Origin of the sequence: Nitratireductor thuwali, from assembly GCF_036621415.1 — a bacterium.
Classification (GTDB): domain Bacteria; phylum Pseudomonadota; class Alphaproteobacteria; order Rhizobiales; family Rhizobiaceae; genus Chelativorans; species Chelativorans thuwali.
Map to the genome: position 1 here is coordinate 1508173 of NZ_CP030941.1, position 25430 is coordinate 1533602.

At 65.1% G+C, this 25430-nt stretch carries 23 protein-coding genes and 1 riboswitch; of the genes, 10 read left to right on the forward strand and 13 right to left on the reverse strand.

The features are described 5' to 3' along the window. Positions 1-19: 19 nt before the first annotated feature. The 5 genes from NTH_RS07175 to aztD form a co-directional block, all read right to left on the reverse strand. On the reverse strand, positions 20-781 hold the full coding sequence (locus tag NTH_RS07175) for an ABC transporter permease (RefSeq protein WP_338529381.1): 762 nt from the start codon (positions 779-781) through the stop codon (positions 20-22). Beyond that, entirely contained in the window at positions 778-1701 is a 924-nt protein-coding gene (locus tag NTH_RS07180) for an ABC transporter permease (protein WP_338529382.1), read from the reverse strand. Before NTH_RS07180 ends, NTH_RS07175 begins: the two co-directional genes overlap by 4 nt. 8 nt (positions 1702-1709) lie before the next feature. Then, positions 1710-3209, reverse strand: coding sequence for an ABC transporter substrate-binding protein (locus NTH_RS07185; RefSeq protein ID WP_338529383.1), 1500 nt, complete (start codon positions 3207-3209; stop codon positions 1710-1712). Positions 3210-3221: 12 nt separating this feature from the next. Then, a complete protein-coding gene (locus NTH_RS07190) occupies positions 3222-4046 on the reverse strand; it encodes a (2Fe-2S) ferredoxin domain-containing protein (protein WP_338529384.1) in 825 nt (274 codons plus the stop codon). 100 nt (positions 4047-4146) lie between these two features. After that, positions 4147-4360: riboswitch (cobalamin riboswitch) on the reverse strand. A 75-nt stretch (positions 4361-4435) separates the two neighbouring features. After that, on the reverse strand, positions 4436-6214 hold the full coding sequence (aztD, locus tag NTH_RS07200) for a zinc metallochaperone AztD (protein ID WP_422392362.1): 1779 nt from the start codon (positions 6212-6214) through the stop codon (positions 4436-4438). 325 nt (positions 6215-6539) lie between these two features. On the opposite strand from aztD, the gene NTH_RS07205 reads away from it, so the two are divergent. Then, complete coding sequence (locus NTH_RS07205; RefSeq protein WP_338529385.1) at positions 6540-7421, forward strand: NAD(P)/FAD-dependent oxidoreductase; 882 nt, start codon at positions 6540-6542, stop codon at positions 7419-7421. A gap of 125 nt (positions 7422-7546) precedes the next feature. Here the strand turns inward: NTH_RS07205 and NTH_RS07210 are convergent, their stop codons facing one another. The 4 genes from NTH_RS07210 to NTH_RS07225 are packed head-to-tail and all read right to left on the reverse strand — an operon-like array spanning position 7547 to position 11624. Next, positions 7547-8899 (reverse strand): aminotransferase class III-fold pyridoxal phosphate-dependent enzyme, encoded by a 1353-nt coding sequence (locus NTH_RS07210; protein ID WP_338529386.1) that lies wholly within the window; start codon positions 8897-8899, stop codon positions 7547-7549. A 15-nt stretch (positions 8900-8914) separates the two neighbouring features. Continuing rightward, positions 8915-9577 (reverse strand): HAD family hydrolase, encoded by a 663-nt coding sequence (locus tag NTH_RS07215; RefSeq protein ID WP_338529387.1) that lies wholly within the window; start codon positions 9575-9577, stop codon positions 8915-8917. Then, complete coding sequence (locus NTH_RS07220) at positions 9574-10830, reverse strand: Tm-1-like ATP-binding domain-containing protein (protein WP_338529388.1); 1257 nt, start codon at positions 10828-10830, stop codon at positions 9574-9576. Before NTH_RS07220 ends, NTH_RS07215 begins: the two co-directional genes overlap by 4 nt. 17 nt (positions 10831-10847) lie before the next feature. Next, positions 10848-11624 carry an IclR family transcriptional regulator gene (locus NTH_RS07225; protein WP_338529389.1) on the reverse strand — a complete coding sequence of 259 codons (777 nt, stop codon included), beginning with the start codon at positions 11622-11624 and terminating at the stop codon, positions 10848-10850. 151 nt (positions 11625-11775) lie between these two features. Between NTH_RS07225 and NTH_RS07230 the strand changes: the two genes are divergently transcribed. The 9 genes from NTH_RS07230 to NTH_RS07270 all read left to right on the forward strand — a co-directional run bounded on the left by NTH_RS07230 (position 11776) and on the right by NTH_RS07270 (position 20991). Next, on the forward strand, positions 11776-12720 hold the full coding sequence (locus NTH_RS07230; protein ID WP_338529390.1) for a tripartite tricarboxylate transporter substrate binding protein: 945 nt from the start codon (positions 11776-11778) through the stop codon (positions 12718-12720). Positions 12721-12798: 78 nt separating this feature from the next. Then, positions 12799-13338: a tripartite tricarboxylate transporter TctB family protein gene (locus tag NTH_RS07235; protein ID WP_338529391.1), complete on the forward strand. Its 540-nt coding sequence runs from the start codon at positions 12799-12801 to the stop codon at positions 13336-13338. Positions 13339-13347: 9 nt separating this feature from the next. Further along, a complete protein-coding gene (locus NTH_RS07240; RefSeq protein WP_338529392.1) occupies positions 13348-14874 on the forward strand; it encodes a tripartite tricarboxylate transporter permease in 1527 nt (508 codons plus the stop codon). 74 nt (positions 14875-14948) lie between these two features. Continuing rightward, positions 14949-16436, forward strand: a complete 1488-nt coding sequence (locus tag NTH_RS07245; protein WP_338529393.1) for an aldehyde dehydrogenase — start codon at positions 14949-14951, stop codon at positions 16434-16436. Beyond that, complete coding sequence (locus NTH_RS07250; protein ID WP_338529394.1) at positions 16433-17821, forward strand: transaminase; 1389 nt, start codon at positions 16433-16435, stop codon at positions 17819-17821. The genes NTH_RS07245 and NTH_RS07250 overlap by 4 nt, the downstream gene beginning before the upstream one ends. Positions 17822-17825: 4 nt before the next feature. Beyond that, entirely contained in the window at positions 17826-18617 is a 792-nt protein-coding gene (locus tag NTH_RS07255; RefSeq protein WP_338529395.1) for an SDR family oxidoreductase, read from the forward strand. Then, the gene (locus NTH_RS07260; protein WP_338529396.1) at positions 18614-19387 is read left to right on the forward strand and encodes an SDR family NAD(P)-dependent oxidoreductase; all 774 of its coding nucleotides are present in this window, start codon (positions 18614-18616) and stop codon (positions 19385-19387) included. The genes NTH_RS07255 and NTH_RS07260 overlap by 4 nt, the downstream gene beginning before the upstream one ends. A gap of 418 nt (positions 19388-19805) precedes the next feature. Then, entirely contained in the window at positions 19806-20360 is a 555-nt protein-coding gene (gene hpaR / locus NTH_RS07265) for a homoprotocatechuate degradation operon regulator HpaR (RefSeq protein WP_338529397.1), read from the forward strand. A 208-nt stretch (positions 20361-20568) separates the two neighbouring features. Then, on the forward strand, positions 20569-20991 hold the full coding sequence (locus NTH_RS07270) for a pyridoxal-dependent decarboxylase (RefSeq protein WP_338529398.1): 423 nt from the start codon (positions 20569-20571) through the stop codon (positions 20989-20991). Positions 20992-21150: 159 nt separating this feature from the next. Here NTH_RS07270 and NTH_RS07275 read toward each other — a convergent pair whose 3' ends face one another. From NTH_RS07275 to NTH_RS07290, 4 genes are all read right to left on the reverse strand, one after another. Beyond that, the gene (locus NTH_RS07275; protein ID WP_338529399.1) at positions 21151-22092 is read right to left on the reverse strand and encodes an aldose 1-epimerase; all 942 of its coding nucleotides are present in this window, start codon (positions 22090-22092) and stop codon (positions 21151-21153) included. Positions 22093-22126: 34 nt separating this feature from the next. Beyond that, the gene (locus tag NTH_RS07280) at positions 22127-22864 is read right to left on the reverse strand and encodes a FadR/GntR family transcriptional regulator (protein WP_338529400.1); all 738 of its coding nucleotides are present in this window, start codon (positions 22862-22864) and stop codon (positions 22127-22129) included. A gap of 113 nt (positions 22865-22977) precedes the next feature. Then, positions 22978-23859, reverse strand: a complete 882-nt coding sequence (locus NTH_RS07285; protein ID WP_338529401.1) for an ABC transporter permease — start codon at positions 23857-23859, stop codon at positions 22978-22980. Next, the gene (locus NTH_RS07290; RefSeq protein ID WP_338529402.1) at positions 23856-25385 is read right to left on the reverse strand and encodes a sugar ABC transporter ATP-binding protein; all 1530 of its coding nucleotides are present in this window, start codon (positions 25383-25385) and stop codon (positions 23856-23858) included. Before NTH_RS07290 ends, NTH_RS07285 begins: the two co-directional genes overlap by 4 nt. Positions 25386-25430: the final 45 nt, after the last annotated feature.

Below are 25430 nucleotides of genomic sequence, written 5' to 3' on the forward strand. Positions count from 1 at the left end.
AATCCCGGTCTGGGCCAACCTACCGGCGGTCCAGTCCCAGGTTGAGCGCCAAAGTGACGGCTGCGATCGCCAACCCGGGCCAGATCATCAGCATGGGATCGTCGAACATGAACATGCGGTATTCATAGAGCATCGAACCCCAGTCCGGTTTCGACGGGTCGGAGCCAAGGCCGATGAAGGCGAGCGATGCATACGCCACCACCGATTGCCCCGCCTGGCTGCCGGTATGGGCCAAGATGATCGGCAGCGTGTTGGGTAGGACGTGACGCAGCATGAGACGCGGCGTCGATACGCCGAGCGCCCTTGCGGCGTGCACGAAGGATTGCCCTAGCACCCGGTGCGCCAGCGAATTTGAAAAGAGCGCGTAGGGGCCGACGCCGGCGAGGCCGAGCGCGATGCCGGCCGTCGCGGGCGACAGACCGAAAATCGCCGCAGCGGTCAGCGCCCAGATCATCGTTGGCACGACGATGAATAGCTCGGCGGCGCGCAGCGTGACCTGCTCGCGCCAGCCTCCCAGGATCGCAGCCGCGGTGCCGATCAGCGAGCCGCCGATGAAGCCGATCGCGCCGACGGCGAGCACGACCGAGGCCGTACGCCAGCCGGCGATCAGCATGCGCGAAGCGAGATCGCGGCCGAGATGGTCGGTCCCGAGCGGGTGCGTGAACGAGGGCGCCGCGTGCCGCAGAGTCAGATCCACCGCATCCGGATCGTGCGGCTGCCAGAAACCGCCGGCGAGAACGACGAGGCCGCAAAAGGCGCAGATGGCGAGCTTGCCCTTCATCGGGCCGAGCGCGGGTCGAGCCGCCGCAAGGCTAGCTCCACGCCACCATTCATCGCCAGCATCCAGGTCGCGATGACCATGATGTAGGCGAGGAGCACATAGTAGTCGCGCGCGCCGATGCTCTGGACGAGAAACTGGCTGATGCCGGGCAGCCCGAACAGGACTTCGAGAGCGGCGGTCGCGCCAATCGCCCAGCCGGCCTCGGAGCGGATCGCTGACAGCAGCGCGTAGACCGCGCTGCGGTGGCCATGGCGCCAAAGCGCCTGGCGGCGCGTCAGACCCTTGGCGAGCGCCGTGCGGAAATAGGGCTGGCCGGCCTGGCCGACGAGATCGCGGCGATAGACGCGGGCAAGCATGCCGGTGGAATGCAGCGCTACCAGCGAGGCGGTAAGGATCAACACGTCCGGCCCCCCGGAGAACGGGCTGATCAGGCGCAATTTGACGCCGAGAACCCAGATCAGCACAAGGCCGATCCAGAATGCCGGCACCGCCTGCACGGTCACGGCGAGCAGCCGGCTAAGCCGGTCGGCCAGCCCATCTGGTCTGATTGCTGCCGCAAAGCCAAGCGGCACGGCCGCAAGGGCGGCCAATATCAGGCCGCCCAACCCGATGCCGAGCGACAGCGGCAGCCGCGCGAGAAACTCCTCCAGCACCGGACTGCCGGTGCGGAACGAGCGCCCCCAGTCGCCAGTGACGAAATCCGACAGCCATATCGCGTAACGGACCGGCAACGGCCGATCGAGGCCCCATTCCACGCGCAACGCGTTCACGGTGGCTCCGTCGACCGGCAGGTTCCAGGCCTGGATCGCGATCATGACCGGGTCGGACGGCATGAAGGCGACGACCAGAAAAGCCAGCGCCGAGACCGCCAGCAGGCTGGCGGCCGAACGCAAGCCGATCCGGATGATGATGGCGCTCAAGAAGCCCGTTACCGCGTCTCGCCCATGTCGGGCCGGATAACATGATAGTCCGAACCCCACGGCTCATAGTCCGCCAGCCGCTCCGACACGCCTACATGCCAGGAGGGCGAGACCAGAAAGGTGACCGGCACATCTTCAAACAGCTTCTGCTGCGCGTCGAGCGCGATCTCGGCGCGCCGCTTCGCCTCGCCCGAGGACGAGAAGCGGGCGATGATGGCGTCGAATTCCTCACTGTCATAGCGGGCGTGGTTGAGCGGCCCATCGCTCCTCAGCATCGAATTGAGGAAGAAGGCCGGGTCACCGCTGGGCGCGGTGTGCTGCGCCCATAGGAAGATGTCGAACTCGCCGGAAGCGGCGACCTCGTTGAGATTCTCCACCACCTGCGTGCCAATCTCGATGCCGACCTTGGCCAGTGCTGCTTTCACCACCGGCAGCATGGTGACAAGATCCGGCCGCTGCGGATAGGCGAAGACTTGCAGATGAAGCCGCTCGCCGTCCTTGACGCGGATGCCGTCGGCGCCCACGGTCCAGCCTGCTTCATCGAGCAGGGCCGAGGCCTTGTCCAGATCGGTCGAGCGCGGCTCTCGCGGCGCAAACGCGAAGTAGGGTGCGAAGGCCCCGGTCGCAGGCTGGCCGCCATTGATCGCGGCCACGAGCTGCGCGCGATCGATGGCGAGATCGACCGCCTGCCTGACGAGCGGGTCTGAGAGCGCCGGTCGCTCGGTGTTGAGGAAGCCGAAATACTGGTAGCCGACCGGGAAGCTCTTGACCGTCAGGCCGGGATTGGCTTTCAGCCGCGACAGCACCTCCGACGGCAGGCCGAAGGCGAGGTCAAGCTCGCCCGTCTCGAAGGCGAGCGCCATGGTCTGCGCGTCGCCGAACTTGCGCAGCGTGATCGGCGAGCGCTCGCCGGCGCCTTCGAAATGTTGGTTGGGCACCAGGTCGAGATGCGAATCCGGCCGCAACTCCGCGATTGCGTAGGGGCCGGTATAGACGGCATCGCCAGCATCGTTCAGCGTATAGGCGACCAGCGGCCATTCGGCGAACAGCGCCTGGATGAGCGGCACCGGCTTTTCCGTAGTCACTTTCAGAGTGAGTTCGCCGGTCGACTCGAAGCTGAGCTTGCCGCCGGTCGCAGCCGCCGTCTTGCTCTTTGCGAAGGTGTTGGCGAAGCCGGCGGCGAAGGCGGCGGCCGTCACCGGCGTGCCGTCCGAGAAGCGGCGGTCAGGCTGCAGCGTGATTATCCATTCGAGATCGCCGGTGCGTTCCGCAGTGGCGGCCAGCTCCGGCACCAGCTTGCCGTCCTTATCGACCATGAACAGCTTTTCGCCGACCCCGTGGCTGACCAGCGCCCAGCCGGCCGAACCGGCGGTCGGGTCCTCGCTGCCGAGCAGGAAGGTGGCGCCGATCTTCAGCGCCTCCTGCGCCAGAACCGGCGCGGGCATGGCAGAAATGGCGGTTGCCGATATGGTCGCAGCCGCAAGGACAAGGCGTGAGAAATATCGCATGGAAGCATCTTCCTAGGTTTCGGATTGTTCAAGTGACGGGGGTGGCGCAGAACGCAGCCGCTGTTTGCGGCCCGTGGGCGCGTAGGCGAAATCGGAAACGACCTTTCCGCCGAGCAGATGCTGCTCGACGATGCGGTCGATGACGGCCTCGCTGACGCCGCCATAATAGGTGCCTTCGGGAAACACCTGCAGCACCGGCGCCAGACTGCAGGGGCCGAGGCAAGTCGACTTTGCGGTCATGGTGCCATCGCCGGTGATGCGGAGTTTGCGCTCCTGCTGGCGGTTGCGTAGGTGGCCCCAGATCACGTCCGCGCCGGCCGCATTGCAGGCGCCGCCCTCGCAAACCAGCACACGGCGCTTCTGCGAAGGGACCAGCGAGCCTTCCGTCGCCTCCCGATCCGCCGGCGGGATCGGCATCTCCGCCGACGCACCACCCACCAGAGCGGCCAGGAGCGGCTCGAAGTGAAGGCTTTGCGCGATATCGCGGGATATGTGGATCGGCGGCCAGCCGCCCGGAAACTCCCTCTGCCACCGCTTCAGGGAGCGCGTCATCCAGTTGCGGAAGCTCGGCTCCATCGGCAGCATCAGTGGCACGATCACGATCGTGCCATGGCCGCTGTCGCGCAGTGACAACAGCGCATCGCGCAGAGAAGGCTGCCCCTGTTCGCAATAGCAGGAGACCGCCTCGGCAACGCCCGGCAACATGGAGGCAATGGCGGCCAGCCGCCTCATCTCCGCGTGCGGCGCGGCTGCGAAGGCAGACTTGGTGAGCAGCACCACCGCCTTGCCGGCCGGCTTGGCCGGCGCTTCCGAGTGGCGCGAAGAGGGTTCTTGCATGAAAAATCCCCGACCTGACGTGAACGGGGATCGGGAAACGTGGCCGTGCAGACACGAGGCGTCTGCGACAACGCGCGCTCCCATGGCAGTCCCCGGCCATGGAACACTATGCGGTCAGGCAGGTCTCCTGGCTTGCGGGTCGTCGCTGCCTTGCCTGTCTTCCCGGCCAAAAGGCCAGTGACGTCTAGGGCAAAGCGGCTCGCCGCTCACAGTTGCGGGTCAGCTCCGGATTTCCCTGGATCGGGGCACCGGATTCCCTCTTAGCTCCTGACCGGACGAATCCGGCCCGAAGAACCTTAACCAACCCGAACGTCCCCAACCGCGGCTTCCCTGTCAATCCTCTTCGGCGACATTTCCACCGCGCCGGCGACGCGAGCGGCCGCCCGCGGTCAGTGCGCCATCATCTCGTCAACGATGTCCTCCGCGCTCAGGGAGGAAGGATAGTAGGTCGGCCAGTTCGTCACTTCCTCCAGCAAAGCGGCGCGATCGTCGCCCCAGTAGAGGTGATAGTGGTCGGCGTCCGCCGGCGCGATCTTGTGGTCGCTGAACTGGATGTACTGGGGCGCGGCCTCGTCGCCCTCGGTCTTTTCGAAGATGAAGCGCACGCCGCGATTGCCCTTCTTGTAGGTCAGGATCTCATAGCCGTCGCTCGCATAGCGGGCTCTGAGCGGCTGCCCGTTGTTGAAGAACGTGACGGTATCGCCATCGATCACGATACGCTCGACGTCGGTTTTGTAGCCGACCTCGTAATAGGCCTCATATTCCGCCGCGGTCTTATCGCCCGTTTGCGCCTTATGCTCCATGACCGGGTCGAGCGTCCCGTCCTGCAGGTAGGGGTAGACCGACTGCCAGTCGCCTTCCCAGTCTGACAGGGCACGTTCCCTGATCTGGTCATCCTCGAAATAGCCCTTGTAGATCTGGTCGGCATCGTGATCGTGAGCATGATCATGGTCATCATGGGCTTCCTCGCCTTCGTGCGCCTCGCCCGAGCCGCCGACTGCGACGATATTGTAAGGCTTGCCCTCAACCGCGATCTCACCGGCCTTCTGGAAGGAGGCGGCCGCCACGGAATGCACAACGCCGTTCAGCGGGTCGGTGACATAGATATTGTCGCCGGCGACTGCAATGCGCGGCCGCGGATCGCTCCAGTGCCCGTCCATCGAGTAGGGACCGGTGAGCCCGAGCGAATTGGCAATCCCGCCCTTGATCACGTCGACCTGGTGAAGCTGTCCGTCCTCGGTGAAGACATAGGCGAACCTTGCCCGGATCGGATCCACCGCAAAATGCACGCGGCGCGTCGGCAGCTCGATCAGCCGAAAGGCATCGCTTTCCATGGGATCGATCAGCACCACCTCGTCGGCGCCGTAATTGCCGAGGAAATATTGCAGGCCTCTGCCGCCGGCGAGCGTGGTGGATTTGCCGTCCGGCAGACTGTCGGCATAGGGCAGATGACGGATCTGCGGCATCCCCCCTTCGTGCGTGACTACGAGCAGCCCCGTTGCGCAGGCGAAAGCCAGGATGTCGCCGGAAGAGGCCTCTCCATGGAGGTCGGGGCAGGCATGGACGTCTCCCACCTGCGCGCCGGCTTCATCGACCACCCGGATGCCGACCGGAAGTTCGTCCGGGTTTTCCCGGTTCGGTTCCGACAGCAGCACATGGGAGCCATAGGCGACTGCGACGCCGTGATGCGGAACATCGGTCTTCACCTCCCTGAACTGGGAGCCTCCTTCCAGAACCGCCTTCTCGGAGACGATCCGCGCGACGCCTTCGCCGTCGAAGAAGGCGGCGAACACCCCGTCATGCTCGACGAAATGGGACGGCTTGTCGCCGGCGATCTCGGTGCCCGTCAACTTCGGGGCCTCGACATCGATGTCGCCGTGATCGCCGTGGTCGTCGAACGATATGCCGCTGGAAATGGCCGTGACCAGGCCGGCCTCTCCCTGGCGGGCGAATACGACGCGACCGCTCTCGCTGCGATACAGCGCCGCCGGACTCTCGACCTCGAATGTCTCGACGGGTTCACCAGCGATTGCATCCAGGACAATCACCCTGGCGGACTCCTGATCGGCGATGAACAGGCGCCAGGCGGTCATTTCCTCTGCAGAGGCGTTCGCCGATAATGCCAAGGCCAACGCAGCGGCAGCAGCCGGCATCCACACTGGTTTCATGAAGGCTTCTCCTTGATGTTATTACGGTTTTCGCGTTGAGAAGGTTGGATCGTTCAGCTTCGGCCGTCCGGCACCCCGCCCGCGCAGCCGGCTGCCTCAGCCTCCGCTCTTGACGACGGATTACGTTACGTTATTACATTCGTCAATGATAAATGTTATACCGTGACGGCTTAACCCGTCGTGCTCCAGTCCGCCGCGATTGCCAGGGAAGGCCGGAAACCCGGACGCAACAGGCAGCCGCCCATCGACGTGCTGACGCTGGAAGATCTGGCCGAGGCGCCTGCGATGCGAATCGAACGTCCCGTACCGAAGAGGGGCATGATCCATGCAATACGACGTCATTGTCATCGGCGGCAGCTATTCGGGTATGGCTGCCGCCCTGCAATTGCTTCGCGCGCGGCGCCAGGTGCTGGTGATCGACGCCGGCCAACGGCGCAACCGCTACGCCAGTCACTCGCACGGCTTCCTGTCGCAGGACGGCGTCGATCCGGCCGAAATCGCGGAACGCGCGCACGCGCAACTCTCGCGCTACCAGACACTCGCCTGGCACGACGGAACGGCCAGCCGGGTGGAGGGAAGCCGCGACGCCTTCGGCGTCGCGCTCGCCGATGGACGATGCGCGGAGGGCCGCCGCGTCCTGTTCGCAACCGGTGTTTCCGATATGCTGCCGGAGATTGACGGGCTGGCGGAACGATGCGGCAAAAGCGTTTTCCATTGCCCTTACTGCCACGGCTACGAACTGGATCGCGGCAGGATCGGCGTGATTGCGGCAGGGCCAAGCTCGCTGCACCAGGCGCTTCTCCTGCCGGAATGGGGTGAAGTGACCCTGCTGACGAACGGCGTGCTGGAGCTCGATGGGGAGGCGCGCAGGCAGCTTGGCGCGCGTGGCGTCGGCATCGAGGAAGAAACGGTCGCAAGACTGGAAGGCGGGGCGGACATCCGCTTGACGGGCGGACGGCTTCTGCCTTTCGCCGGGCTCTTCACGGCGCCGCGCAACCGGCCGGCGACCCCACTTGCGGAATCGCTCGGCTGCGAGCTGGAGGAAACGCCCTTCGGATCGCAGATCAAGACCGATGCGGCGAAAGAGACAAGCGTCTCCGGCGCCTTCGCCTGCGGCGATGTCGCGCGCGTGCCGCATTCCGTCTCGCTCGCGGTTGGCGATGGCGCCTGGGCCGGCGCCCAAATTCACCGCTCGCTGGTGTTCTGAAAGCCACAGGGCTCAGCGTTCCCGAGGCTATCCCCGTCCACCCATCAGCCGGTCTGGTTCATCGCGCACCCGCGACCGCCGCGAAACGATGGGCAGAACGTGCCGGCAATCGTGGCGCGCTGTTCCTATGCTATCGCGCTCAGTCCCGCGTCGAGCGCTTCGCCAATTTCGCGCACTTCGCCGGAAGTCAGTATCAGCGGAGGCGAAAGGATGATGTTGGAGCCGGAAACGCGCAGCATGACGCCCGCCTCGTAGGCAGCATCCGAGACGCGCTTCATTGTGCCCTTGTCGGCGGCCTTCTTGGTGCCGCGGTCCGAGACGAGCTCGATGGCGGCCATCAGGCCCTTGCAGCGTATGTCGCCGACGACCTCGTGCCGGGCCTTCAGTTCCTCCAGCACGGCGGCGAGTTCAAGCCCCCTGGCGGCGGCGTTTTCGTTCACCTTCAGCCGGCGGGTCTCGGCGAGCGCGGCGATGCCCGCAGCACAGCCGACCGGATGGCCGGAATAGGTGTAGCCGTGGCCGATGGCGCCGAAGCTGGTCTTGTCGGCCTCGAACACCTCGGCCACCGCGCCGCCGATCAGCGTCGCCCCGAGCGGGAAATAGCCCGACGTGATCGCCTTGGCGATGGTCATCATGTCGGGTTTGACGCCGACCGCCCGCGAGCCCGACCAGGCACCCGTGCGACCGAACCCGGTGACCACTTCGTCGGCGATCAGGAGGATCTCGTGTCGGTCGCAGATCGCGCGCACCAGCGGCATGAAGCTTTCATGCGGCACGATCACCCCGCCCGCGCCCAGCACCGGCTCCATGATGAAGGCGGCGATGGTGTCGGCGCCCTGGAAGGCGATCTCGTCCTCGAGCGCGCGGGCGCACAGACGGGCGAGCTTTTCGGGATCGGTCTCGTCGAATGGGTTGCGGTAGGTGCAGGGTGCGGGAATGTGGAAGACACCCGGCATGAGCGGCTCGTAATTGCGGCGGAAATTGGCGTTGCCATTGACCGAGGCGCCGCCGAAATGGGTGCCGTGATAGCCCTTCTTGAGCGCCAGGAACTTGGTGCGGTCCCCCTGCCCCCTGATCTTCCAGTATTGCCGCGCCAGCCTGAGCGCCGTCTCGACCGAATCCGATCCGCCGGAGGTGAAGAAGGCACGCGCCATGACCTCCGGCTCGAACCACTGGGTAAGCTCCCAGGCGAGTTCGATGGAGGGGCCCGTCGAGGTGCCGCGAAAGCCGGAATAATAGGGCAGCTCGTCGAGCTGCTCGGCGATGGCGCGCTTGATCGGCTCGCAGCTATAGCCGAGATTAACGTTCCACAGGCCGCCGACGGCATCGAGCACCGTGCGGCCTTCGAGATCGGTGACATGGGCGCCCTCGCCCTTCATGACGACGCGCGGCGGGTTGGCCTGCATGTCGGCCGGATGCGCCATGGGGTGCCAGATCTGCTTGGCGTTGTTGGCGGCGAGGAAGTTGGTGTCGCGCATGTCTGCTCCTGTCTGTCATGCCTGCAAGACGAGGCCGAAACGGTCCAGCGCCTCGGCATAGGATTTTTCCGGCTCACGGACGTCGAAACGGACGGCGCACATTCCTGCGGCAGCCGCGCCGTCGATATTGCGCTGCTGGTCGTCGACGAAGACGCAGGCCGCGGCCGGAAGACCCAGCGTCTCCGTCACGGCCGCATAGGCGCGCGGGTCGGGCTTCAATATGCCGGTGTAGGTGGCGTCGACGATGACCTCGAAGAGCGACAGCAGCGGCAGGCGTTTGCGGAAATCCGCGCCGTAGAAGAGGTCGAGCTCGTTGGACAGAACGGCCAGCCTTATGCCCGCCGAATGCGCGATGCGGATGGCGCGTTCCGCCTCCGGCCGCACCACGGCTTCCGGCTCGGCACCGCGGGCGCGCTGGACGAAGGTCTCCATGCGCTCCCAGTCCTCGCCCACGAGCTTTCCCACTTCGCGCGTGCGCGCGTGCCAGTAATCGCGCTCGCTGATCGCGTCGGCCTGCATGGATTGCCACAGCGGGTCCGTCTCCGGCGCGAAGGGCCCGCGCCAGGTCAGCGTGCCGGCGGGCAGGCCGAGGGCAGCTTCGGTCAATTCATGCGTTTCGAACAGGGTGCGCGTGACCACGCCGCCGAAATCGAGAACGAGGGCCTGAGGGCGGCTCATGCCGTGGCGCGCTCCTCTGTGGCGCCGAGCGGAACCACGCCTTGGGCAACCCATTCGTCGAAGATCGAAAGCGCCTTTTCGACAAAGGCCGGGCTGTTGATGTGGTCCGGAATCTCGTGGAATTCAACGTTGGCGGGCACGGCCCGCCGCATTTCGTCGACGAAGGCCGAAAGCGCCTCCGGCTCATGGAGCGGCTCGCCTTCCTGGTCCCACTCCTGGATGCCGCCCGCCGGCAGAATGAAGGCAGCCGCCGCCTCGGCCTTTTCCAGCTTGGCGCCGATGGCCCGCGCGATGCCGCGCCGCGCTTCTCCGTCGCTGGTGACGGAGGCAAGCAAGCGGTTGTGAGCGTGATAGGGCCGGTCGGAAAAACGCTCCGGCACCGGCTGCCAGGTGGGGAAATCCACCATATCGATGGCGCCGGGCGCCACGATCTGCGGCACGCCGGCGCGGCCGGCATTCTCCAGCCGGTCGGCGCCAGAGGTGACAACCGAATCGGCCAGGTGGTTCGCCAGCTCCTGCAGGCTGAAATCCATCACCGCGGCGAAGCCGCGCTGCGCGGCGATCGCCTCCAGCGCCCGGCCGCCCATGCCCGTGGTGTGGAAGATGACGACCTCGTAGCCGCGCCTTTCCAGTTCGGGTTTCAGCGCCACCATGTAATTGAGGCAGCTCTTGCCCAGCGAGCTGATGGCCACCACCGGCCGCTCCCGGCTTGGCCGGACGCCGACACGCGCGGCGCCCACCACCGCGCCGCAGGCCTGCGACAGCACCGCCTTACAGGTGGAGTTGAGTCCATAAAGCCCGCCGGCCCACAGGATCATCATCAAATCGGTGGCGATGCGCTCCGGCGGGATGAGATGCGAATAGGCGATGGTAGAGACCACGAACTTCGGCACGCCGAGCGGCAAGGCCAGCGCGACGTCGAGCGCCAGGTCAGTCCCCATCGTGCCGCCCAAAGCGATGACGCCGTCGATCTCATCCCGCTCGTAAAGCTCCTTCGCCAGGTGCGAAGCGCCCCTGGCCATCAGCGTCATGGCGCTGTTTTCATCGCCTGAATCGATGATCGCCTGGATCGTCGTGTCGGCGGCGGCAGCGACCGCGTGCTTGTCATGTTCCGGAGCATAGGGCGGATCTCCCAGCACGCTGACGTCAAGCATGATCGGCGCGCCGCCGGCCTCCCGCACCTTCTGGCGCATGAAAACGAGCTCGTCCGCCTTGGTGTCTCCGGTCCCGATGATCAGGATCCGTGGCTGCATGTCTCCCCTCTCCCTCGTCACGCTGATGCCCTGCTTTTGAGGGCGTTGAAAGCTTCGCCGTTGAGCCGTTCGGAAATTTCACGCGCGGCCGCCGCCACCGCCTTGCCGCGCTGCGCCGCCATCGCCTTGGAGGTACGGACAAGCGGTGCCGCGATCGCCAAGGTGCCGATGGCATAGCCGTCGGTGCCGAGAATGGCGGCGGCGACACTGAGGACGCCCTCCTCGTAGCCCTGGTCGCTGAGGGAAAACCCCTGGCGGCGGGCAACCCCGATCGACTGCTCTATAGCTTCCGGATCGGTCACGGTATGCCGGGTAAAGGCGGTGAGCGGCTCGGCCAGCGCCGCCTTCAGAACCGATTCTCGCACATGTGCGAGGTAGGCGATGCCCGAAGCGGTCGAATGCAGAGGAAGATATTCGCCCACATTGACATTGACCCGGTTCGCACGCGCCGGATGCTCGACATGGACCGTCAGCAGCGCGCCGTTGCTGGCCTCCGACAGATGCACGGTTTCCACCGTGGCGGCCGCGAGCTCGCGAATGAAGGGCAGTGCCGTCTGCAGGAACGGAAACCGTGCCTCGCGTATGCGCGCCAGCCGCGTAAGCCCTGCGCCCAGCCGGTAAAAACGCGATTCCATGTCCTGCTCGACAAAGCCGCTCTGCGCCAGCGAGACGAGGAGGCGCCGCGTGGTTGCCTTGTCGAATCCGGACCTGCGCGCGATCTCGGTGAGTCCGAATTCCGGCTCGTCCACGCTGAACAACTCAAGCAGCGATATCGCCTTGCCGACCGTGCTCATGAAACCTTCCGGCTGTTTAACATGAGAATTACGTTGACAGAGGGAAGGGTCATTTGCAAGTCTATAAACAAAATAGAGGTTCAAATAATGAACCCGAACGCCACATGCGCACGGCCGCAAGGTCGAAGACGCAGACAGAGAGGGAACTGTTATGAAGAAGTCAGCGCTACTTGCACTTGCCGCAACCGTCCTCACGGTAACGGCGCCCCTTCCGGCTTATGCAGAATACCCGGAAAAGCCGGTCAGTTTCGTGGTGCCGTTCCCGCCCGGCGATCTGGAGGACGTATTGACCCGCATGATCGCCGATAATTTCCAGCAGAAATACGGTGTGGCCGCGGCGGTCGTGAACAAGCCTAGCGACGGCGGCCCCTTCCCCGGCGCCGTTTCCGTGGCCACCGCGCCTGCCGATGGCTACACGATCGGCTCATTCGTGTTGGACATTCCCGTGGTCGGCCCCGATGTGGGCATTCCGGCGCTTCAGGCGGACACGTTCGAGCCCCTCGGCATCTTCCTGACCTATCCGTTCGTCATCGCCACGAAGAAGGACGCGCCCTATTCGACGATGCAGGAACTGGCCGAGTACGCCAAAGATCACGATGTTGCCCTCGGCCATTTCGGCTCCTTCCTGGTGCCGACCCAGGCCACCTTCGCGGCCGCCAAATCGCTTGGATTCGAGTGGGGCTCGGAAGCATCGAGCGACGCGCTCGACTGCAACACGCTGGCCTCCGGAGACTTCGACGTCATCAACACGACGATCCAGCAGATTTTCCCCTGTCTCGATCAGGTGAAGATCATTGCTTCCATTACCCAGGAACCGCTGACGGTCGTACCCGATGTGCCGATGCTGGCTACGGCGGCGCCGGACCTCGCGCTCGCCCTGTGGAACGGGCTGTTCGTGCGCAAGGAAACGCCGCAGGACGTACGCGAGAAAATAATTGCCGTCGCCCGGGAGACCATGGCGTCCGAGCGTGCGCAGAAGCTCGCCGCGGATACAGGGGCCCTGATCTATTGGAAGGACGCGGAAGCGGCCGCCGAGCAGATCAAAACCGATAAGGCGACGCTTGCCGAGATCAACAGGCTGATCGAAGCCAATTAGAGGGCCGTGCGTGCAGCCTCCAGGAGGCTGCACCCCTTCCCGACCCGGCCGACCCGCAACTGCCAGACTGACGCTGCAATGGAACACGAAGACGCCAAGCCGCACGTTTTCCCCAACGCCCGCAAGCCTGGCGAGCTTCTCTTCGCCATGCTCGTTCTGGCTTTGGCTCTGCTGCTCATAAGCCAGATCGGCCACCAGACAACCTGGCTTCCGGGAAAGGGCTTCGCAGCGCAGCCGCGCTTGTGGCCCCTGATCGGGCTGGGAACCATGACGATCTTCGGTGCGCTGCACCTTTGGTCGACAAGCCGCAACAACCGCACGCCGGGGCGATGGCGCGAGGCGCTGGTCTGGGTCTCCTCGCTCGAATATGTCTTCTGGTATCTGCTTTACGTCGCCTCGGTGCCCTATGCCGGCTATCTGTTGGCGACACTGGTCTTTTGTCTGTTCCTGACCTGGCGCGCTGGCTATCGCTCTGCGCGTCCCTTCCTCGTTGCCGCTCTGTTCGGGCTTGCGGTGGTCTTGTTCTTCAAGACGACGCTGAACGTGAAGATCCCGGGTGGCGCTGTCTACGAACACCTGCCCTCCGGCGCCCGCAATTTCATGCTTCGCTATTTCTGAGACGACGCGATGGATCTGCTTCTATCAAGCCTTCAAATCCTCGCCCGCTGGGACGTCATGCTGGCGCTGCTCATCGGCTCGGTGGGCGGCGTCATGGTCGGCTCGCTGCCCGGCGTCGGTGCCGCGGTTGCGATCGCCATCCTCCTGCCGGCGACTTTTTCCCTGGAGCCGATCGTCGGCATCACCGCGCTATTAGGCATCTATGGCTCCTCGATGTTCGGCGGCGCCATTCCGGCCATTCTCATCAACACGCCCGGCACGCCCGTCAACGCGCTGACGACCTATGACGGCTACCCGATGACGAAGCGCGGCGAGGGCCGGCGCGCGCTGAGCCTTGCCTATTCCTCCTCGTTTTTTGGTGGCGTTTTCTCCATCCTGTGCCTGATCCTTCTGGCGCCGATGCTCGCCTCGATCGCCCCCATGTTCGGCGCACGCGAGATATTCCTCGCCGCGCTGCTGGGCATCGTGCTGGTCGTCCTGACCCATCGCGGCCAGATCCTGCCGGCAGCGATGCTCGCGGGCTTCGGCATATTCCTGAGCACTGTGGGGCTGGAAGGCTCGGCCCTGACCCAGCGTTACACCTTCGGCCTCACCTTTCTCACCTCGGGCATCGATCTCATCGTGGTGGTGATCGGGCTTTTCGCGCTCAGCCAGGGCTTCCTGCTCCTGATCCAGAGCGATAGAGCCTACGAACTCCCCGCCGTCGGCGGGCGGTTTTTTCAGGGCCTGGCGGAGCTGTTCCATTTCAAGCGGATCGCGACCGTCGGCTCTTCCTTCGGCGTCGTCTGCGGCATGATCCCCGGCGTCGGCGAATTCATGTCGCAGTTTCTCTCCTATTCCTATGCACAGCGCACGTCGAAGACGCCGGAGAAGTTCGGCAAGGGCAATCCCGAAGGCATTGTTGCCTCCGAGGCGGCAAACAATTCGGTGCCTGCCGCCGCGATGATCCCGCTTCTGGCCCTCGGTATTCCAGGCGAGGAACTGACGGCGATGATGCTCGCCGTATTCTATGTCCACAACGTCATTCCGGGGCCTCAGCTCTTCCAGGGGCAGATGGATTTTGTCCTGGCGCTGTATATCGCTCTGCTGCTGCTTAACGTCATGGTCATCATCTTTTTGATGTTCTCGACCGACCTGCTCATGCAGGTGATGCGCATTCCAAGCCGCTTTCTGGGAATGATGGTCCTCACTTTCAGCCTGATCGGAGTCTACAGCCTGCGCAACTCGCTGACGGACTGCGCGGTCGCCGCCGCCTTCGGCGTGTTCGGCTTCATCCTCAAGCGCATGGACCTTCCGACCTCGCCGATCATTCTCGGCATCGTGCTGGGCGCATTGATGGAAGACAAGCTGCGTACGGCCATGGCACGGGTGAAGACACCCTGGGATTTCATCGACCGTCCCATCGCCTTCATCCTCTTCTCCTTGATCGTGCTGGTGATCGGCCTGCATTTCTGGACGGAGATAAGGGTGCGGCGGGCGGCGGAGAACGAGAGCGGGAGAGCCCCGCCGATACCTGAGCAGACGGGGGGATCGTAATGAGATTTGCGGAAGAAATCACCATCGAGGCGCTGGAACGGGACCTACCCGCGGCCTGACCGAAAGAGACAGCAATGGACCAGTCAGCGATCGACAGCCTGCGCCATGCAGCTGTGCCACCACAGGCACTATTCATCAACGGCCAACGACAGGCGGCACAAGCCGGCGGCACGCTCGACGTCGTCTCCCCCATCGACGGCAGCCGGCTCACCACCATCGCCGACGCCGATGCTGCCGACGTGGACCGCGCGGTCGGAGCCGCACGCAAGGCCTTCGACAAGGGCGCCTGGTCGCGCGCGGCCCCCGCCGAGCGCAAGAAGGTGCTGCTCCGCATCGCCGATCTTATCGAGAAGCACGCGCTGGAACTCGCCGTTCTGGGCGTGCGCGACAACGGCACCGAGATCGCCATGGCGCTGAAGGCGGAGCCGGGAAGCTGCGCCGGTACCTTCCGCTATTACGCCGAGGCGGTAGACAAGGTTTACGGAGAAATCGCGCCGACGGCGCAGAACGTGCTCGGTCTCGTCCATCGCGAGCCGGTGGGCGTGGTGGGCGCCATCGTGCCGTGGAATTTCCCGCTGATGATCGGCGCCTGGAAGGTCGCCCCCGCCCTTGCGGCCGGCAATTCGGTGGTGCTGAAACCGGCGGAGACCGCCTCGCTGACGCTTTTGCGCCTTGCCGAGCTCTGCACCGAGGCGGGACTGCCCGACGGCGTCTTCAACGTTGTCACCGGCCGCGGCGCGGTCGCCGGCGAGGCGCTGGGGCTTTCCATGGATGTCGACGTGCTCGCCTTCACCGGTTCCGGCGGCGTCGGACGCCGGCTGCTCGAATATTCGGCCAGATCGAACCTGAAGCGCGTCTATCTGGAGCTCGGCGGCAAGTCGCCCAACATCGTCTTCGCCGACGCGCCGGACCTGGACCAGGCGGCCAAGACCGCCGCCTACGGCATCTTCCGCAATTCAGGCCAGGTCTGCGTGGCCGGCTCGCGCCTGCTGGTGGAGTGCTCCATCCACGAGGCCTTCGCCGAGAAGGTGGCCGCCATCGCCGCGAAGATGAAAGTCGGCGATCCCCTCGACACGGCCACCGAGGCGGGTGCGATCAACAGTGCCGATCAACTGTCGAAGAATCTCTCGCACATCGAGAAAGCCGCATCGGAAGGCGCCGTCCTGAAAACAGGAGGCCGGCGCATCCTTCAAGAGACCGGTGGTTTCTACATGGCGCCTGCCGTGTTCGACGCGGTAAAACCCGAGATGACGCTGGCGCGCGAGGAGGTGTTTGGCCCGGTGCTGGCGGTCATGCCGTTCGACGACGAGGCCGACGCCGTATGCATCGCCAACGCCACGCCCTACGGCCTGGCCTCCGCCGTGTGGACGGCCGACCTTTCCCGTGCCCACCGCATGGTGCGAGCCGTCAAGGCGGGCCTGGTGCACGTCAACACCTATGGCGGCGCCGACGTCACCGTGCCGCTCGGCGGCGTCAGGCAGTCCGGCAACGGCCACGACAAGTCGCTGCACGCGCTCGACAAATACACGGATCTCAAGACCGCGTGGATATCGCTGACATGAATGCGCCCGCCGGCACCGTTTCACAGACAATCGACAAGCTCATCGACGCCGAGCAGGCGCGCTTTGCCGAAACCCATCCGCGCTCGGCAAGAGCCTGGGCGCAGGGCCGCCGGCATTTCCTCTATGGCGGGCCGTCGCACTGGATGCGGCGCTGGGCCGGCGGTTTCCCCGTCTATGTCGAGGAGGCGCGCGGCTGCCATGTCCGCGACATCGACGGCAACGATTACGTCGATTTCTGCCTCGGCGACACGGGCGGCATGTGCGGCCATGCGTCCGAGGCGGTGACGCGCGCCGCGATCCGTCAGCTTGAACGCGGCACCACGCATATGATGCCCACCGAAGACGGCCTGTGGGTCGGCGAGGAACTTACCCGGCGCTTCGGACTGCCCTACTGGACGCTGACCACTTCCGCCACCGACGCCAATCGCGGCGCCATCCGCATCGCGCGCATGATCACCGGACGCGACAAGGTGCTGGTGTTTTCGGGCTGCTATCATGGCGGTGTCGAGGAAGCGCATGTCGAGCTGCGGGACGGGCGCATGCAGATGCGCAACATGATCCACCCGAACGGCGTCGATCATGCGCGCGTGTCGAAGGTCGTCGAGTTCAACGATGCAGCGGCGCTGGAAGCCGCGCTGGCCCCGCGAGACGTCGCCTGCGTCCTGATGGAACCGCTGATGACCAATTTCGGCATGATTCCGGCGGCCGACGGCTTCCATGAGGCGGTGCGGGAGGCGGCGCGGCGCACCGGTACCGTGCTCATCATCGACGAGACGCATACGCTGTCCTGCGGGCCGGGCGGCTACACCAGGCTTCATGGGCTCGAGCCCGATGTCTTCGTCGCCGGCAAGGCGATCGCCGGCGGCATTCCGGCAGGCATCTTCGGCGTCAGCGAGGAGATCGCGACCCGGCTGTGGGATAAGATCCCGCACCTCAATCCGCGCCGGCGCCAATCCGCCCATTTCGGCATCGGCGGGACGCTGGCCGGCAACGCCCTCACCGTCGCCACGATGCGCGCGGTCCTGGCGGACGTGCTGACGCCGGCCAATTACGAGAAAATGATAGGACGCGCCGACCGCCTGTTGGCTGGCGCGCGCGATATCATTGCAAGCCGGGGCCTGCCCTGGCACGTCACCCAGATCGGCGCCCGGGTGGAGATCATGTTTTCGCCGACGCCGCCGCGCAACGGTGCCGACGTGATCGCCACGCGGCGCGGCGACCTTGAGACGCTGCTGCGCACCTTTTACATGAACGAGGGCATTCTCGTTACACCCTTCCACACCATGCTTTTGATGTGTCCGGCCACGGAGGATGCCGACGTGGACAAGCACGGCGCCGTCTTCGAGCGCTTCACCGATATGGTGCTGAAATCGGGAGTGGCCTGAGACGATGGCTTTCGACCTTTCGGGCTGGATCGCGCTCGTCACGGGCGGCGGACGCGGCATAGGCGCGGCGATCGCCACATGCTTCGCCGAGGCCGGCGCGCGTGTCGTCATCGCCAACCGCACGCCCGAGCCGGCGGAGGAACTGGCGGACGCGCTGCGCGAGCGCGGCCTTTCGGCGCGAACGGCCGCATGGCCCGGCACGGCGCGTTCCGCCGTCCGCGAGATGGTCGACGGCATCGCGGTCGAAGAAGGCGGGCTCAACATCCTCGTCCACAATGCCGGCGGCTGTCCGTGGGCTTCCGTCGAGGAACTCGACGAGGCGAAGCTTGCCGAGGCGCTGGACATCAATCTCCAGGCCTTCGTCTGGCTCACCCAGGCCGCGATCCCGCACATGAAGCACAATGGCTTCGGCCGCCTTCTGGTCACCTCCTCCGTCTCCTCGCGCGTGGCGATGGGCGGCGGGGCGCACTATTCGGCGGCCAAGGCCGGCGTGAACGCCTTCGTGCGCGGTGCCGCCTTCGAGCTTGCCCGCGACGGCATCACCGTCAACGGCGTCGAGCCCGGCTTCATCGCCAAGCCGGGCCGCGGCACGCTTTCGACACCCGAGAAGCAGGCGGCCATCAGCCGTTACATCCCCATGGGCCATATGGGCGAAGCCGACGACATCGCCCACGCCATGCTCTATCTGGCCTCGCCCGAAGCCAAGTATATTACGGGCCAGACCATCGTGGTCGACGGCGGCTCGACGCTGCCCGAGACCGGCTATGCAATCGAAGATATCTGGGGGCTTTCATGAGCGGACGGCTAGCCGGCCGGACGGCGCTGATCACGGGCGCCGCCAGCGGCATAGGCCGGGCGACGGCGGAGCGTTTTGCCAGGGAAGGCGCCAGTCTCGTGCTGTTCGGCTTGGGCGGCGGGGCGCTGGATGAGGCTGCCGTCGCAACAGGTGGCATTGCCGTTCATGGCGATGTTACCGACGGTGGCGATGTCGCCCGCGCCATCGATGCCTGCGGCGGCAGGCTCGATATCCTCGTCAACGCCGCCGGCATCATCATGCTGGACGAGCCCGAGACGCTTACCGACCAGATCTGGGAAAAGAGCTTCGCCGTCAATGTCACCGGCGCCATGAAGGTCTGCCGCGCATCCCTGCCCCTGCTCAGGGAGCGCGGCGGGGCCGTTGTCAACATCGCCTCGGTCGGCGCCTTCAATGCCAGCCCGGTCAATGCCGCCTATTCGGCCAGCAAGGCGGCGCTCGTCTCCTACACGCGCTCGCTCGCCTCCGCTCATGGCCCGGACGGCATAAGGGCAAACGCCGTCGCGCCGGGCTGGGTGCGCACGCCGATGAGCCAGTACGAGATGGAGGTGGCCGCCCGGCAGAACGGCACCACGGCCGAAGACGAATTCGTGGCGCTGACCGGCCGCATTGCCCTGCGCCGCGTTGCTGATCCGGACGAGATCGCCTCCTGCTGCCTCTTCCTCGCCTCCGACGAAGCCTCCTTCGTCACCGGCGCCGTGCTCGTCGCCGACGGCGGCGGCCGCGCGCCGACGCATAATCGGGCAGTTTAAGCAGGCTTCCACTTCTTCCCGAATTGCTCGGTGAACCCTTCATCCTGTTCGAGGTGGCGCCGCAACACGTTCGAGGTGTTTGCGCAGGCAGGCTTCCAGCCGAACATCGCCTATCGCACATCCAATTTCGAGCTCGCGCACACGCTGGCCACGCGCGGCTTTGGCTGCACAACGCTCGTCCAGAAACCATCGCTGGAGGTCAGCTACGACGGCAGCCGGGGTCGTGACGCGGTAGCGGACGTGGGAAGCCGCTACCCGGTCGTGCTGGCCTGGAACCGATCGACCCGCTTCACCCGCCGCGCAGATCTTCCGCGCCTTCTGCCGGAAGGCCCTGGCGAAGGCCAAGCCCGAAGAAAACAGTTAACAGGTGACCTATCACCGTGTCATGAAGTATGGCACCGCAATCCGGAGAGAGTCCATGGAGCAGAGCAATAGCAAGGAAGAGCGCAAGGGTCCGGGCGTTGCGACGCCGAAGGGAGGATCGCGCGCGCGGCTGCGCGACTTCTCGCGCTCCCTGCCGATGTCGCTGCTGAAGGCACGGGAGGCGGTGATGCGCCATTTCCGCCCGCACCTGCAAGCTTACGGGATTACCGAGCAGCAATGGCGCGTTCTGCGCGCCCTGATGAGCGTGGAGAGCATTGAGGTGATGGCCCTTGCGGAAGCGACCTTCCTGCTGCCGCCGTCCCTGTCGCGCATCCTGAAAGACCTTGAGGAACGGGGACTTATCCACCGCCGCACCTCGGAGCAGGACATGCGTCGCGGCATCATCTCCATCAGCGGGGAAGGCCGCCGGGTCATAGAGATGGCCGGAAGCCACTCGGAAGCGGTCTACGCCGAAATCACCCGCCGCTACGGCGCGCAGAAGCTGGCAGATCTGCAAAAGATGCTGCGCGAGCTCGAAGCGGTTCTCGCCGAGCCGATCGAAGTGGGCGCGTTGCCGAAACCTGCCGAGCGCAAGGCCCCGTCCGATTGACAATCCGTACGATGGCTGAGTTCCGGTCGGCGTCGTTGCGAAACTAAAATGAACATGTTAATTACTATGCTCCGTGGAATGCCCGCTCCCCAAGCCTTTCGAAAGCGTCAAAGCCTCTGGTCGGGGACGCGAGGGATCGCGCTACGCCATCGAGGAATTCATTGAAACCAAACATTATCTGCCTCCGGGAATTGCCTGATGACCGAAATTGACTGGGGATGACTCCGCCCGCTGGGGAAGCCGGATCGCCGAATGGCGCGCGGACTATCACCGGGCGCTGAAGATCTGGTTCCTCATCCGCTCCTATTGTCTGGAGAGGCTGCGCGCACGTCTGCGCAACCATGTGCGATGGGCCCGGGAATTGGCTGAACGGCTGCGGGCCGGCCCGGGCTTCGAGATCGTTACGAAACCGGTGCTCTCGCTCTTTACCTTCCGGCTGAAGGACGCGGACGACTCAGCGCAGATCGAGTTCGTGAACCGCATCAACGATGACGGGCGCATCTACCTCACCCAGACCCGCGTCGCCTCGGGCATCGCGATCCGCTTTCAGGTGGGTCAGTTCGACACGACCGAGGAGGACGTGAATTGCGCGTTCGACGTGATTACCGAACTCGCGAGAGATCCGGCATAAGGCCGGCAACCTACACCGTTGGAAGAGACCAACACTGGGGCTTGGCCGCGCCACGGCAGCCGATCACCGGCTGTCGTGGCGATCGGCTCGGACCTCCACCCGTTGCCTTCCGGTCATCGAGATAAAGCGCCTCACTGACATCACGATCCGCAGCGCCTGTCAGTTGTACCAGACGCTATTTGGAACCATTCCGGCCGCTCCAACCGTTTCCGGTCTCCAGGCAATGCGCATTTCCATCGCCATCTCCGCGCCTGGCTCCAATATGCGCAGCCCCGGCATGCCCTGCTGGTTGAACGCATCCACGGCGTGCGTGACAGGCTCGAAGCAGAAGAAGTCCGCGTCCCCATCAGGCGAGAAGACGATGGCAACGCCCATGTCCGGCGCGGTGATCTTAACGGACAGGCCCAGATCCGGCTGGAGGACGGTCGCACTGCCCCGCCAGCCGGTATAGGCGTTGTTGATCCAGCGTCGCGGAAGCGCGCGCAGGCGCCGGAAGTCGAAATCCGCCGCCACCTCGATCGGCCGTTGTTCGGTGGGCAAATGACGCGCGTCCTCCAGCCACACATGCGTCGCGTCGAATGCAAGACCCGTCCCCTCGCGGCGCGGAAACCACGGGTGAAATCCACCGCCGAAGGGCAGGCGCGGGCCGGTGTTGATCACCCTTGCCCGTGCCAGCAAAGTTCCATTCTCGAGAGCGTAGGTCAGCTCGGCGGCGTAGCGAAAGGGACCGATACCGCCATCGGGCAAGGAAAGCGTGGCGGAGGTGCGTGTGGCGGCCAGAACTTTCCATTCGCGCAGGAACGCGTCGCCGTGAATGGGGAACTCCTGCCCGTCGATATTGCAAGGAACGGCGTGAAACGCCTGGTCGAAGATAAACCCGCCCCCGGATATGCGGTTCGAGAACGGAACGAGAATGTTGCTGGCAAGCCCGAAGACCTCTGCGCCCGGCTTTGCATTCCGCAGCACCGGAACGAGGCAAACCGAAAGCTTCGCGTCGAAACTGGTCAGGCCACCGCCCAGAGCCGGCGCAACCGTCACTCGGCTGTGCGTATCACTCAGTTCCAGGAGCCTTGCCACCCTGCCGTCCCCACCGATGCCCATGCTCTGCCGCGTCGACCAGAGTCATGCAGGCATCTCACCGCCCCTTTCCGCGCCGCGCAATGACCTTCGACAGGTCGTCGCTGGCAACAGCGATCAGCCCCGTCATCAGCCGCCGCGCCTCCTCGGGCCGGCGCATGCGGATCGCCTCCAGAACCTCGCCATGCATGTCGAGCGTTGCGGCATAGTTTTCCGACGCCGAGGTGGTAAGGCGAAAGGCGTGGCGTAGCGCAGAGCCTATGACCGACCCGAAATTCATGAAAACCGCGTTGCGGCTGGCTGTCAGCACCGCAAGGTGGAAAGCCTCGTCCGCCTTGACGCTGGCATCGATGTCGCTGGGTGACGCACGCCGCATCTCGTCATAGGCGGCTTCGATCCTGCCGAGATCTTGGCCCGTGGCCCGCTCTGCCGCCAGGCCCGCCGCCGCCGGTTCGATCACCTGCCGCGCCTCGTTGAGGCCGCGGATGAAGTCGAAATCCGGCTCCAGCTCCTCGCGCCACGCCAGTAGCTCCGGGTCAAGCTGGTTCCAGTGCTCGGCCGGCAGGACGACGGTTCCCGTGCGCGTGCGGCTTTCGATCAGCCCCTTGCCCGCCAGCGTGCGGATGGACTCCCTCAACGCGGTGCGGCTGACGGCCAGGGATTCGCCCAGTAGGGACTCGGCCGGCAATTTCTGGCCCGGCTGTAGCTCGCCCGACAGTATCCGCTTGGCCAGCGTACTGGTGACATGGTTGCGCGGGCGCGCCCGATCCTGCCCATTGCCCGAAAGCCTCGTCATCGCTCAGCTCCGGTTCAAACGGTATTCGGCCAGAAGAACGGCCAGGATCAGCAGGCTGCCCTTGGCAAGCATCTGGTAGAAGGTGGGAACGCCGGTCAGAATCATGCCGTTGTTTAGAATCCCGATAATGGCGACGCCCAAAAGCGCCCCGATAACCGTGCCCTTGCCCCCTGCATCGCGCAACCGCCCAGGAAGGCCGCGGTGATCGCCTCCAGTTCCAGCCCCTCCGAACCCGAGATCGGCTGACCTGAGCCGGTGCGCGCCGCAAGCAGTATGCCGCCGATGCCGGCGACCATGCCGCTGAGGACGTACATGCCGACACGATAGCGCTTAATATCCATTCCCGACAGGCGCGCAACCACCGGATTGCCGCCGATGGCGTAGATGTTGCGCCCGACGATGCTCTTGTGAAGGAACACATAGAACAGGACCGCGACCCCGATCAGCACCCAGATGGGCGCCGGAAGGCCGAGAAAGCGGCCTACGCCGAGAAGGCGGAAGGTGTCATTGAAGATCGAGATGGATTGCCCGTTGGAAATGATGAAGGCAATGCCGCGGAAGATCGCCATGGTGCCGAGCGTGACGATGATCGCGTTCACCCTGCCGTAGGTGATCACCAGCCCATTGAACAGACCGGCCGCCGCCCCTATCGCCACGCCGGCCAGCGGGCCGGCAGCCGCCAGGCCCGTCGCGTCGATCGCCATGGCGGTGGAAACGGTCGTCAGGCCGACGATGGCACCAACCGAGATATCGAGCCCGCCCGACACGATCACCGCCGTCTGCGAGATTGCCAGCACGCCAAGAATGGCCACGCCCATGCCGATGTTGAGAATGTTGCGACTGGAGAAGAAGACGTCGCCGCGCAGGATGCCGAACAGGATCAATAGCGCAATCAGCGCCAGGATGAGGCTCGCATTGTGGATACCAATCCGCTCGACCAGATCCGCCAGACGGGCTCCTGCTCTTGTCCGGGGCGTTTCCGCGTGTGCACTCATGCCGTTCTTACCTCTTCGTCGTGGGCGCCGCGCTCGGCGCTCATGGCTGCTTTCAGGATGGCGCTCTCGTTCATTTCGGCGCCCTTCAGTTCGGCGGTAATGCGCCCACCCGCCATCACGAGGATGCGGTCCGACAAGCCCAGAAGCTCCGGCATTTCGGACGATATGACGATGACGCCCAGGCCGTTGCGCGCAAGGTCGGCTATGAGGCGGTAGATCTCGCTCTTGGTGCCGACGTCGATGCCGCGCGTGGGCTCATCGAGGATGAGCGCTTTCGGCGCGCGCGCCAGCCAACGGGCGAGGACGACCTTCTGCTGGTTGCCGCCCGAAAGATGGGAGACGGGCGTGTTGAGGCTGGGCGCCTTGATCGACAGCCGCTCGGCGATACCGTCAACGATCTCGGTGGCCTTGCGCCGGTCGAAGAGACCGAAGCGCGATACCCGGTCAGGAATGCACAACGTCGCATTGTCGAGGATCGAGCGCAGCAGAAGCAGCGCCTCCTCCTTGCGGTCCTCCGGCGCGAAGCCGAGACCGGCAAGAATGGCATCGCCCGGACGGCCGGAGGGGATGGCTTTGCCGTCCACCTCCACCGTGCCCGCAAACCTCGCGTGGAATCCGAAGACGCCCTTGGCAAGCTCCGAGCGCCCGGCGCCCACCAGCCCGCCGATTCCCAGAACCTCGCCCGCGTGAAGCTCGAACGAGATATCGCTGACATGCTCGGTCGACATGCCCCGCACGGACAGGACGCACCGTTCCGTCGGCGGCGTCCGTTCGGGAAACATCTCCGTCAGGTCGCGGCCGACCATCTTGCGCGCGATGCTTTCCTCGCTCGCTTCGGCCGCGGGCACGACATCGATCATCCACCCATCGCGCAAGACGGCGATCCTGTCTGCCAGATCGATGATCTCGCGCAGGCGATGCGAGATGTAGATGATCGACACGCCCTCGCCGCGCAGCCGGTGGATCACCTCGAACAGCCGCTGGCTCTCCTCGCCGGTGAGCGAGGAGGTCGGCTCGTCGAACGCGATGATGCGGCCGCCGGCGTGCACCGCACGCATCACCTCGATCATCTGCCGTTGGGCGGGACCCAACCCGGCGCAGTGCTGCTGGGGGGAGAGTTCGCGCTCCATGCCGAAGAGCTTCAGCATCTCGCCGGCACGGGCGTAGAGTGTCTTCCTGTCCAGAAATATGCCGTTCCGGTGCGGCAGCGCGCCGGGATAGATGTTTTCGGCGACGCTGACGTGGGGGATGATCTCCGGTTCCTGGTGGATCACGCGCACGCCGGCGGCATGGCCGTCGCGCGGGCCGGAGAAGGCGACTGGCTGGCCGTCGAGCAAAAGGCTGCCGCTATCCGGCGGAAACACACCTTCGATGATGCGCGTCAGTGTTGACTTGCCGGCACCGTTCTCGCCGACCAGCGCCAGCACCTCGCCCGCCCGCAGCGTCAGCGATACGTTCGACAGCGCCTGCACGCTGCCGAAGTGCTTGCTGACATTGTCCAGTTGCATGATGTCTTTGTCAGGCATGGCGTTCTCTATGCTGGTGCGGGGCAGGACATTGCATTCCTGCCC